The organism is Luteimonas sp. 8-5 (assembly GCF_029763755.1).
GTDB lineage: Bacteria > Pseudomonadota > Gammaproteobacteria > Xanthomonadales > Xanthomonadaceae > Cognatiluteimonas.
The window spans coordinates 1-12,001 of record NZ_JARUVM010000051.1; the positions used below are offsets into that span (position 1 = coordinate 1).

Sequence of the window (12,001 nt, forward strand, 5' to 3'; positions counted from 1 at the left end):
GGCCCGGTGGCGGTGCAGGTCGAAGCGCGGATCGAACGCGAACTGGCAGCGGTGCTCGGCTCGGCCTCGGCGCGGGTGCTGCTGGACGCCGCGCGCCGTGAAGCCGGGCACCTGGACACCGTGGCCGCCATCGTCGGCGAGGCCTCGCGCGACCTGCGCTTCAACCAGCGCGTGCTCGAAGCCGCGCTGGAGAACATGAGCCAGGGCATCAGCGTGGTCGACGCGCAGCTGCGCCTGGTGGCCTGGAACCGCCGTTACGCCGAACTGTTCGGTTACCCCGAAGCCCTGCTGAAGGTCGGCATGCCGATCGCCGACCTGGCCCGGCACGCATTGCAGCGGATGCCGCCGCAGGGCGACATCGAGCAGGCCCTGCAGCGCAGGCTTGCGCACATGCGCGCTGGCACCGCGCACCTGACCGAACGCGTATTCCCTGACGGCAGCATTGTCGAGGTCCGTGGCAATCCGATGCCCGGCGGTGGTTTCGTCGCGACCTTCACCGACGTCACCGCGTTCCGAACAGCCGAAGCCGGGCTGTTGCAGGCCAAGGAGACGCTTGAGGAGCGGGTGGAGGAGCGCACCGCCGCCGCGGAAGCCGCGCGCCGCGAAGCCGAGCGGGCAAACGATGCCAAGGGTCGGTTTCTCGCCGCGATCGGCCACGACATGTTGCAGCCGCTGCATGCGGCGCATCTGTTCACCGATGCCTTGGCTGGGCAGGTGACGGAGCGCGCGCGAGAGTCCGTGCGGCAGGTGCGTGGTGCGCTGGACTCGACGACCGGCTTGCTGACCGATCTGCTGGATTTGTCGCGCCTGGAAGCGGGCGGACTGGATCCGCAGCTGCGCGATTTCCCCTTGGCCGAGGTTCTAGAGCCGCTAGCCTCCGAGTTCCGCGTGCTGGCCGCCGAAAGAGGGCTGACGTTTGACTGCGTGCCGACCCGCGTGTGGGTACACAGCGACCCGCAGCTGCTGCGGCGGGTGCTGCAGAACTTCCTGGCGAACGCCGTGCGCTATACCGCCAGTGGCCGCGTGCTGCTGGGCGTGCGCCGTGTGGACGGTGCCGTGCGAATCGAAGTACACGACACCGGTCCCGGCATCGACCCGCAGGTACAGGCGTCGCTGTTCGAGGAGTTTCGACGCGGTGAGGGGGCGGCGGGGCAGGGGTTGGGCCTCGGACTGGCCATTGCCGATCGTATGGCGCGGCTGCTGGGAGCACCCATCGGGCTGGATAGTCGCCCGGGCACCGGCACTGTGTTCTCGCTGACGGTGCCGCGGGCGGCTACGCAGGCAGGGCCCGCCACCGTCGCCTTGCCACGCCAGGGTCTGGCCGGAACGCGCGTGCTCGTGCTGGACAACGAACTTGTCGCTCGCGCAGCCTTGCGCCAGCTGCTCGAAGGGATGGGCTGCATCGTCATGGCTGCCGGCGACGGCGAGGGCGCTCGCTTGCATTTGCTGACCATGCCAGCCGACCTATGGCTGTTCGATTACCACCTCGACGATGGCGACACCGGTGTGCAGGTCCATGCCCGGCTGGCCGAAGAGTTCGGGGCGCGGCCGGTAGTGATCCTCAGTGCCGATGCCGGGGCCGAAGTCCGGGCCGCCGTGCACGAGGCTGGCCTGCCTTTGCTGATGAAGCCGTTGAAGCCTTTAGCACTTAAGTCGGTGCTGGATCGGTTGTTGGTAGCTAGGGGGATGGGGTAGGGCTGCTTTCGACCCAAAGCGGACTTTTGGATGGCGACGAAAGGTTGGCGAACTCAGTGTTCTCAAACGCTGAGTAGCCCAGCCTTCCGGAGAGTCTCAACAGCAGAGATTCTCTTAAGGCACCTTGGGGAAAGGGGTGCCTGCTGAATGCGATTATGGGACGGATATCGGGCGTAGGCGGATGGGCCTAAAGCTTATGAATGACCGGCACAAGGGCGCGCTATGGGTCTTCAGCGTGAAGATGAACCACTACATCCGCATCTCGGCGACGCGCGCGCAAGGGGCATGGAGAGTTGGCTGAAGCGCCGCGATGAATTCCAGAACTAATGAAAGATCCGCGGCGCCGCCTTTTCGCCAGGCCATCGCTTCGATGACACACCGGTCTTCCTGCTGTCAGACGCGCCTGAGGATTTGACGTGTGATCCGGCGGACGTGCTGCTGCGAGTGTGCAATCGTGAACAGAGCTGAGTGCCCGGCAAGGAAGGATGGATCGTGAGAATGCTCATCCCCGCGAATCGCCTTCAGTGGATTCCAAAAAATCTGCGCCTTGCGCACGAATACTGCTTCTTCCTGCATGACGAATTCGCTCGGATGCTGGTCGAGTACGAGGCAGCGAATGCGCCTACGATTTCTTTCACGTTCGCGAGTAAATCACAGGCCAGTAGATTCGAGGATCTCGCGAAGAAGCACGATGCCTTGACGGCCATGCGTGAACTTGGGCTGCATTCAGAGGCCAGGCGCGTCGTGCTGAATCACATCACGATGGCGATGGTGTCGGATTGCGCGCATCACATCTACGAGTCGTTGAGGTGCTTCGAGAAGCGCAAGTTCATACCGGGGCTCAACCTGCTCCGAAAGCCATTACTAGACAGCCTGATGTACTTCTCCTGGATGGTGGGCGACGAGGATGGCTTCTACTCGGCATTTACTGCAGGAGACCCCGCCAAGCTCACTCAGAAGGTGCTCGGCAACCGCCGCAAAGAGACCCTTGCATCGGCGATCGCGAAGACCGAACTGGCGGGCATCGTTACGACTGAAGATCTCATCTCCATCATCTACGATGTCGGAAACCCAGACGGGCTTTACGGGCTGTTCCAGCATGCGGTCCACCTGATCACGGTAGAGCGCGTCGAGATCAAGACGTCGCCGGAGAACTTCAACTTCATTTTCAAGGATCCAGGCGAAGATGACATCTACGAGGCACTCTACCTGACGTTACCGACGGTGCTCCTGTATCTGGCGCACGTGATCTTGGCCCTGTACGAACGGATCCAACCTCCCAGGCCGGGCGCTAGAGAGGCCTTCGTGTTTCGCACCGTTAATGCGTACCGATTCCTGCGCCAGGAAGGTGGCAAGGCTGCTTTGGCGGAAGCCATGGGGGAAGCGCTCTCGCCCCATATAAAGTGTCCTGGTTGCTCGGCGCCTCTAAAGGTTACGGAGTACAACGCCATGCGTCTTTTACTAACGGAGTCGTTTCGGTGTGCTCATTGCCGGCACAAGCAACCTTTTCCGCTCTCTTGGATATTCTGACGGCTGAGCCCGGATGCAGATCATGGTTGAACATGGGCTGGGGGCGCGTTGACGTGAAGCCCATATACACGCCGGACCCTCTTCTCGCAGCGCAGGCTCAGGACGTATTCGCCAAGTAGGCGATAAGGAGTACCACGCATATGCGTTTCGTTGACGCCGGCCCCGACATTCCAAGCGAGCTAATCGCCGCCCAAGAGAGAGGCGAAACGCTCTTTGTCTGCGGAGCAGGCGTGTCCCGTACCGCGGGCCTTCCACTTTTCCGTAAGCTCGTTGAGCAGGTCTACGGTCGCCTAGAGGAGAGTTGGATGCACCACCCCGCCGAGCGGGAGGGCATGGTGGAGGGCGGAAAACTCTTTGGCCAGTACGACAGGGTTCTGCGATGCCTGGAGCGGCGTCTGGCGGCCTCCGAATCGCCGCCCAACCGCAACATGAAGGCACGTATCCGCATTGCGGTGCGGGACGAGCTGGCGCCTCCAGAAGAGGCAGATCTGTCCAATCATCTTGCCCTGCTGACGCTTTCGCGCGACAACCAAGGCATATCGCGCCTGCTCACCACGAACTTCGATACGCTCTTCGAACGTGCGTGGCTGAGAGAGCACGGCAATCGGGTTGCTAGCCATGCGAGCATGGCGCTCCCGCGGCCAATGACATCGGGGTTCTCGGGCGTACTTCATCTGCATGGGCGGCTGGCCGATGCCTTGGTTCAAACCATTGAAACCGACCTAGTCCTCACTAGCGCCGAGTTTGGTGATGCCTATCTCCGTTCCGGTTGGGCATCCAGGTACATCTACGATCTGGCGCGCACGCATACACTCGTTCTGGTGGGCTACCAAGCTGACGATCCGCCTATGCGCTACCTTCTTGAGGCGCTCGAAGCGGACCGGGAGCTCTATCCGGACCTGAGAAAGGTCTATGCGTTCGGCGAATACTCCGCCGCCGACGGTGAGATCAACGAAGCACTGTGGCGGGCGAAGGGCGTCGAGCCAATCCTGTACCGCCTCGACAACAACGATCATTCCCCCCTGTATGCCACCTTGCGCGAGTGGAAGGGCTACCAGGACGACCCCACGGCGTGGCGGCGCGAACAGTTGCTAGGATTGCTCGAAGAGCATCCGCACCCGTCGTCCGAAGAAGCAATAGCGCGCTGCACAGCGTTGCTTGACCGGGGGGATGCGAGCCAACTGCTGGGTGAGCTGTCCCCAGATGCCGCCTGGCTGCCGATCCTGGCAGAACGCGGAGTGCTCAAGCATCCGCTGCCGGATGTATGGATCGCGGGTCGTATCAACGATCCGGAGATGATCCGCGCTTGCGCAGGTCTCTTGCCGTTCGACGAACAAACGCGCTGGCGCGTCAAGCTCGCGCTGGATGGGGCCGACGATGAGCTGACCGACATCAGGAAGCAGGCATGGCGCCTGATGTTGGGCCAGTCGACGCCCAGAACCAGTTCCTGGTTCGATGGCGGCTGGTACGACTGGCTGCCCTTGATTCATAACGGGCAGACAGGCTTTCAGGCACGGGATCTGGTCGCCGACATCCTGACCCCGCGGGTCAAGATCGGCAAACCTCTGTGGTGGCCAGACGAAGACGAGCCGGCCGCGGAGGCCTTGTACAAGTTGATCACCGTCGACATGGAGCCTGCCGACCATCCGCCGCCGTCGGAAATCCTGAAGGCTTGGCCGGACACGGTTGAAGACTCGCTGGCGCTCTTCAGGACGCTAAACCGATCACTCATCAACGCCTTGGAACTGGCATCTGACCTAGGAAAGACCGGCGATTGGGATGCGCCCAGTCGGAACGTACCCTCTGTCGCGAAGCACGCCCAGAACCGCCATCGCGGGGGATTCCGGCCCATCGTGCGTGGATTGGCCGATCTGTGGGAGCGCATCGCCAAGCATGATGCCGCCGGCGCGAGGCAGCTGATCCGCCATTGGGTGGAATCACCCTTTGTGCTGCTCCGGCGGCTTTACCTCTTTGCGCTTGCAGATGAAAGCTGGCCAGCGAACGAAGCTGCGCAGATCGTACTCGGGTTGAACGACGATGACTTCTGGGATGACGACGCCCAGGTGGAGATCATGCGGCTTCTAGTGGCGCGATGGTCCCAGTTCGATGTGCAGGAGCGCACAGCTGTGGAAGATCGGCTGCGTGCGGGAGTACCCGCAGCACTCTTCACCGAAGAGGCCGTAGCCGACGCCGAGCGCTGGACGTCAATCGTCGACGACTCGATCTATCGAAGAATCCACCGGATCGTAGCTGCAGGTGGCGCCGTGTCCAAAGAATCCCAGGCCCTATTGGCTGAGATCAGTGCGCGTCATCCGCGATGGACGGCGGGGCCTGAAGACCAAGACGACTTTTCCACGTGGCATACGGAACGGGTCGGTCCCGATGGGCATCCCGAACTGCTTGCCGGAGTCGAAGATGATCGACTGGTGCAGGAGGCGCTTCGCCTGCAGCAGGAGCAGCACTTCGACGAAGGCGATCTTTGGCGCGTGTTCTGCAGCGCTGATCCCGAGCGGGCGTTGCGAGGATTGAAGCATGAAAGCGATGCGGGGCGCTGGGACCCTGGCGCCTGGAGGCATTTGTTGTGGGCAGCAGCCGAAAAAGGAGATACCGCCTTCCAGCATGACGTTGCTGGGCTGATCCTGGCGATGCCAGCGCCAGTTATGGGCGAGATTCTCCATGCAGCCACTTCCTGGATGGCTCGGCAACGTGAGGCGCTCGCCCAAGCACCAGAACCGGGTGAGGCGCCCTTCCTTCCGGTGTGGGACTGCCTAGCCAATCTGGCCTATGAAGCTCGAGAAGGCGAAGAGGCAGATGCCAGCTATGGCGGCGATGTAGTCGGTCAGGCGTTGAACCGGCCCGGTGGCGATCTGGCTTCTGCATTGTTGGGCGCACTGACAGCTACAAAGCCTGCCAATGACAGCGGGTTGGGCGACACGCTCGGCCCAAGATTCTCGCGGCTGGCGACGGCCGAAGGTCGGGCCGGATTCCTAGGGCGGGTATATGTCGCGCGAGACCTCGCTTTCATGGATGCGATCGCGCCCGAGTGGACTGGCACGCATCTAGTGCCCCGTCTGGATTGGAACCATCCAGAGGCAGGGGCGCTGTGGCGTGCTTATGCGCATGGGCGCATCGGGAAAGCACGTCTTTTCAATGCACTAAAGCCTGCCTTGCTGCAGACGTTTGAAGAGAAGCGCGTGCCCGAGCAGCATCTCGAAGGGATATTCTCGAAGCTGTTAGATGTCGCCATCTGGCATCGCAAGGGCGAGCGTCGCGAGTACGTTCTATCCAATGCCGACGTGAAGCGGGCACTGGCTATCGCGCCCAGTCGTGTGCGTCAGAATGTGGCGTGGCGGCTTTGGCGGATGATGGGCGATGAAAAAGTCCTCGACAAGGCTGCGCATTGGCAGAACCTCGTAAGGCCAGTGTTGCTGGATGTCTGGCCACTGGATGCAAGCGCCAGAGGCAAGGGAGCATCGGAGAAGCTCGTCTTCATGGCGTTGGAATGCGGCGATGCGTTGCCTGATGCGGTAGATGCGATTCTCGATCTCATCGTTCCCTATCAGCTCTATGGGCTTTCCCACGGGCTGAGACTTGAGCTCCATCACCAAGGCCTGTTCGAGGCCTATCCACGAGCTTTCTTGAAGCTTGCGAACGCGCTAATAGACCCAGAAGCATTTCCTGTGCCGAACGACCTCGCAACGTTTCTCGACGATTGCGTTGGATTGGATGCAGAGGTCGCGAATGATCCCGCTTATATTCGACTCTATGGACTTCGGCGCCAGTTGAATGCTTAGGGAGTGCTAACAGGGCGATGGGTGGCCGCTTCTGGCCGAGAACCGGCGTGCCAGCCGTTGGGCCATGAAGACGAAGGAGGTTTGATGTGGCGCACGAGGACCAGACCTTTCCCCGGCCCGTGTATGACGACGATGGAAACTACACCATTCGGACGGGGGCGATCTACCGCGTTGATGATCTTCGGATTCGGGAGCTGGCGGAGATTGGGTACGCCCGCCGGGATTTGGAGAAGGCTCATCAGTTAATTGAAGCCTGCGCCCAAGACGACCTCGACGCAGTTCATCCATTGCTCGAAGAGAGTCTTTGCACCGCGGCTGTCATCATGTACGCGAAGCCATTCGGGCGAAACAATGCACGAACAATTTTCAAGCCGGATCAGCTTCTGAAGAAACTCTTGAAGGACGAAGTGCTAGACGTCCATGAGTATGTGAAGCGGTGCAGGGACTGGATGATTGCGCATGACGATGGGTTGGGAGAAACAAAATCAATCGGAATCTATCTTCCCCCATCTCCGCCTCGGTCGACGCTTGATATGGGTCTACATTTTGCTGGCCGGCGGGTTGTGGCGTTGGGGCAGGATGTTGCGAGGCGGCTCGACCCCCATTTCGCTCAGGTTCGCGACCTCGTTCGGGCACATGAAGACTCAAGGCGGCAGGAGATAGCGGCGGAGTTGCTGCGCAGTCGGTTTGCAAGCATGCAGGTCCAGGGGCTTGCTACTGAGGAACGCCTAGAAGTGGACATCGAGACCGTTATTGCTTTGAGGGCTGCGCCCTCCAGATTGAAGCGCCCCGAGTGAGTGTGGCTAGTAGCACTCCCCTTGCGCCTGGCTTTACGTCTAAGTGCGAGCATGTCCGCTTCTGGCCGTTTTCGGACGTTCGCCGATTTCAGCTATATCTGCTTGGCCGGATCACTTAACTCCAATTCCCGCAACACCACGCTGGCCTGGGTGCGGTTCCGCACTTCTAGCCGCTCGAAGATCGCCGTCAGGTGCGCCTTCACCGTCCGCTCCTGCACCCCAAGCCGGTCGGCGATCTGCTTGTTGAGCAGCCCCTCGGCCACCAACGCCAGCACCCGGAACTGCTGCGGCGACAAGCTGGCCAGTCGGGCGGCGAGGGCAGCATCCCCCGGCAGCGAGGTGGCACTGTCCACGGCCTTGCGCAGGGCCGGGGGCAACCACTGCTGTAGCCCCAGCACCGCACGAATCGCCTCACGCAGGTCTTCCAGCCCAGTGCTCTTGGGCAAGTACCCCGCAGCCCCATGATCCAACGCCCGCCGGATCACTCGCGGGTCGTCATTCGCTGAAACCACCACTACTGCAACACCAGGGTGCTGCGCCCGAATCGCAGCCAACCCGGCAAGCCCGTGGTTCCCCGGCATATGCAAATCCAGCAGCACCAGGTCTATCCCTGGTTCCGTTTCCAAAGCAGCAAGCACGCTCTCCAGCGAATCGGCTTCGAACACCTGCAAGTCGTCGACAGCATCCGCCGCAGCCCCGCGCAACGCGGCACGGAACAGCGGATGGTCGTCGGCGATTAACAGTGAAGGCATGGTAGCGAGGGCATGGCGGCGCTGCCGTCCTACTGCACGGTCCAGCCGCCGTCGATCTCGATGGTGTGGCCGGTGATGTTGCGCGCGGCATGCGACATCAGGAAAGCGGTGGTGCCGGCCAGTTCGTCGTACTCGATGAACACGCCCTTGGGCATGGGCTTGAGCATGACGTCGCTGACCACCTGCGATTCGGGGATGCCGCGGGTGCGGGCCTGGTCGGCGATCTGCTTGTCGACCAGCGGGGTTTTGACGTAAGTGGGGCAGAGGGTGTTGATGGTGATGTCGGTGTCGGCGGTTTCCAGCGCGATCACCTTGGAGAAGCCGACCAGGCCGTGCTTGGCGGCGACGTAGGCGCTCTTGTACGGGCTGGCGACCAGCGAGTGGATCGAGCCGATGTTGACGATGCGGCCGAAGCCGCGCTCGCGCATGCCCGGGAGCACGGCGCGGGTGAGGCGGGCGACGCCGACCAGCATCACCTGCACCAGGAAGTCCCACTTGGCGATGGGGAACTCTTCCAGCGCGGCGACGTGCTGCAGGCCGGCGTTGTTGACCAGCACGTCGACCGGGCGCGAGACCGCGGCCAGGGCGGCGGCGACGCTGTCGTCGGAGGTGACGTCCAGGACCAGGGCTTCGGCCGAGCCGCCCGCGGCGCGGATGCCTGCGGCGACCGCGTCGGCGGCCTCGCGGTTGACGTCGGTGACGACCAGGTGGTGGCCGGCCGCGGCCAGTTCGGTGGCGATGCCGGCGCCGATGCCGCTGCCGGCGCCGGTGATCAGGATGCAGCGGGTGGCCATGGGCGCCTCGCGGATGGGGGAATCGCTAGCCTAGCAGGGGGCCGGCACGGGGGAGGTCGGACCAAAGTACGATGCCTGTCGCGCGCGTGCTTGCTAGGGTGTGGGCATGAATGCCATCCGTCCTGCGGCGCTTGCCGCCTTCGCCCTGTCGCTCGCGGCCTGCGCCACGAGCCCTGGAACCGCCATGTCGCCTGCCAGCAGTGCACCTGCCTTGAACGTCAGCGGCCAGATCGTCACCGAGCACCGCGACGGCGACGACCTGCTGACCGCGGGCCTGGGTCTGGCAGGGTTGCAGGCCATGGTGGCGCCGGCCTTCACGGATCCAGCGCAGCCGACCGCCGCCGAGGCGCGGCGACGGGCGATCTGGGCCAATTGGCGGGGCATTGCCGACCTGTCGCCGGCCGGGGGCTACGGCGACTTGTACGGCCATGCCGGGGCAGTGCCGGGACGCGAGTTCTCGGCGCTGGCCACCGTCCCCGGTGCGTCTCATCCGCACCGGGTCTTGATCCAGGTACCCGACGACTTCGGCCACGCGAAGCGCTGCGTCGTGGTCGCACCGGCCTCGGGCTCGCGCGGCGTGTACGGCGCGATCTCGATCGCCGGCGCCTGGGGCCTACCCAGGGGCTGCGCGGTGGCCTACACCGACAAGGGCGCGGGCAGCGATTTCTTCGACCTGGACGCCGGCATCGGCGTGCGGGTCGACGGCACCAGTGGCACGGCCGCCGACGGCGGCCTGGCGTTCGCACCGGACGCGCCCGAAGGCGCGAAGGGCGTCGCCTTCCGCCACGCGCATTCGCAGGACAATCCGGAAGCCGACTGGGGCCGCCACGTGCAGCAGGCCGCGCAGTACGCGCTGCAGGTGCTGGACGAGGCGCTGCCGGACGCCGCGCCGTTCACCTTCGACAACACCCGCGTCATCGCGGTCGGCATTTCCAACGGCGGCGGTGCGGTGCTCCGCGCCGCCGAAATCGAGGGCGGCTGGCTCGATGCAGTGGTCGCAGGCGAGCCGAACATCTACATCGACGCGCCTGGCAGCCGCGCGCTCTACGACTTCGCCACCGAAGCGGCATTGCTGCAGCCCTGCGCGTTGATGCACCTGGATCCGGCGTCGATGGCGCAGCCGCCGATGCGCGCCACCGTCGATCCGTGGTGGACGCTGCGTTGCGCGACGCTGAAGTCGCTGGGCCTGGTGTCCGGCGAGACCGTTGCCGAACAGGCCAAGTCCGCCTATGACGCCATGCGCGCGACCGGCTGGACCGACGAGGCCATGCGCTCGGGCGCGGCCTCCAGCGGCTTCGACCTGTGGCGCTCGGTTGCCGTGACCTACGCCTCGGCCTATGGCCGCTACGGCGTCGGCGAGCATCCCTGCGGCTATGCGTTCGCCGCGCAGAACCCGGATTTCAGCCTGCGCCCGGCCACGCCGGAGGAACGCGCTGCCTGGTGGTCGGACAGCGCCGGCATTCCGCCGGGCAACGGCGTGAACCTGATCGACACCAAGATGGCGCCGCCGGACTTCACCATCGCCGGCCTGCAGTGCCTGCGTGCGTTGTGGGACGGGCAGGGTGCCGACGCCGACCGCGTGCGTGCCGGCATCGCCGAAACCCATGCCGCGCTGCCGCGCACCGGCCTGCCGGTGATCGTGGTCCACGGCCTCGACGACGGCCTGGTGCCGCCGGCCTTCAGCAGCGCACCGTATGTCGCCGCCGCCCAGGCCGCCGGCCGCGAGGTGCGCTACTGGCAGGTGCGCAACGCCGAGCATTTCGACGCCTTCCTCGGCTTCCCGGACTACGCGGCGCGTTACGTGCCGATGCTGCCCTACGTCTATGCGGCGCTGGATCGCGTCGACGCCTTCCTCGACGGCAAGGCAGCGCTGCCGGTGGACGCGGTGGTCGACACCGCGCCGCGCGGCGCCGGTGCGCTGACGGCCGAGAGCCTGGGGAGTCCGCGCTGACCGTGCAGTAGCGCCTTCACGCGGCATTTGGCACCCTGTCGTCGATGACCGACGGCAACCCGCCCCCGCGCAAGCGCCACTTCTCCATGTTGCGCGAGTTCCACCTCGCCGACTGGTTCACGCTGGGCAATGCGTTCTGCGGCACTGGCGCGATCTTCGCCGCCATGCGCTTCCTGCAGGAAGGCCGGGTCGACGACCTGCTCTGGGGCATGGCCCTGATCCCGCTGGCCTTCGTGCTCGACGCGTTCGATGGGCGCATCGCGCGCTGGCGCAAGGTCGCCTCGACCCTGGGCCGCGAGCTGGACTCGCTGGCCGACGTGATCTCCTTCGGCGTGGCGCCGGCGGCGCTGGGCTATGCCTGCGGCCTGGACGGCGGCTGGGACTGGGTGGTGCTGTCGTACTTCGTCGGCTGCGGCGTGAGCCGGCTGGCGCGCTACAACGTCACCGCCGAGTCGCTCTCCGGGGACGAGGGCAAGGTGAAGTACTTCGAGGGCACGCCGATCCCGACCAGCGTGGTGATCGTGGGCCTGCTGGCGGCCGCGGCGTTCACCGGCCACCTGGGCGCCGACCTGTGGTTCGGCCAGGTCCGCCTCGGCCCGTGGTTGCTGCATCCGCTGGTGCTGGTCTACGCGCTCTCCGGCTCGCTGATGATCAGCAAGACCCTGCACATCCCCAAGCCGTAGACGGC

The 12,001-nt window shown here is 64.3% G+C and carries 8 protein-coding genes; 6 read left to right on the forward strand and 2 right to left on the reverse strand.

Going from position 1 to position 12,001, the window contains the following annotated elements:
* The 4 genes from QAA18_RS07020 to QAA18_RS07035 form a co-directional block, all read left to right on the forward strand.
* On the forward strand, nt 1-1,695 hold a 1,695-nt coding region (locus tag QAA18_RS07020), incomplete at its 5' end, for a PAS-domain containing protein (RefSeq protein ID WP_279412157.1).
* Nucleotides 1,696-2,193: 498 nt separating this feature from the next.
* Complete coding sequence (locus QAA18_RS07025; RefSeq protein ID WP_279412158.1) at nt 2,194-3,225, forward strand: hypothetical protein; 1,032 nt, start codon at nt 2,194-2,196, stop codon at nt 3,223-3,225.
* A 140-nt stretch (nt 3,226-3,365) separates the two neighbouring features.
* Nucleotides 3,366-7,019 carry an SIR2 family protein gene (locus tag QAA18_RS07030; RefSeq protein ID WP_279412159.1) on the forward strand — a complete coding sequence of 1,218 codons (3,654 nt, stop codon included), beginning with the start codon at nt 3,366-3,368 and terminating at the stop codon, nt 7,017-7,019.
* Between the two features lie 119 nt (nt 7,020-7,138).
* Nucleotides 7,139-7,816: a hypothetical protein gene (locus QAA18_RS07035; RefSeq protein WP_279412161.1), complete on the forward strand. Its 678-nt coding sequence runs from the start codon at nt 7,139-7,141 to the stop codon at nt 7,814-7,816.
* Between the two features lie 92 nt (nt 7,817-7,908).
* Here QAA18_RS07035 and QAA18_RS07040 read toward each other — a convergent pair whose 3' ends face one another.
* Together QAA18_RS07040 and QAA18_RS07045 are read right to left on the reverse strand one after the other, a co-directional pair.
* Nucleotides 7,909-8,568 carry a response regulator transcription factor gene (locus QAA18_RS07040; RefSeq protein WP_279412163.1) on the reverse strand — a complete coding sequence of 220 codons (660 nt, stop codon included), beginning with the start codon at nt 8,566-8,568 and terminating at the stop codon, nt 7,909-7,911.
* A 29-nt stretch (nt 8,569-8,597) separates the two neighbouring features.
* Complete coding sequence (locus tag QAA18_RS07045; protein ID WP_279412165.1) at nt 8,598-9,362, reverse strand: 3-hydroxybutyrate dehydrogenase; 765 nt, start codon at nt 9,360-9,362, stop codon at nt 8,598-8,600.
* 106 nt (nt 9,363-9,468) lie between these two features.
* On the opposite strand from QAA18_RS07045, the gene QAA18_RS07050 reads away from it, so the two are divergent.
* Both QAA18_RS07050 and QAA18_RS07055 read left to right on the forward strand, forming a co-directional pair.
* A complete protein-coding gene (locus tag QAA18_RS07050; protein ID WP_279412166.1) occupies nt 9,469-11,313 on the forward strand; it encodes a 3-hydroxybutyrate oligomer hydrolase family protein in 1,845 nt (614 codons plus the stop codon).
* 44 nt (nt 11,314-11,357) lie between these two features.
* Entirely contained in the window at nt 11,358-11,996 is a 639-nt protein-coding gene (locus QAA18_RS07055; RefSeq protein ID WP_279412168.1) for a CDP-alcohol phosphatidyltransferase family protein, read from the forward strand.
* The last annotated feature ends 5 nt before the right edge of the window (nt 11,997-12,001 follow it).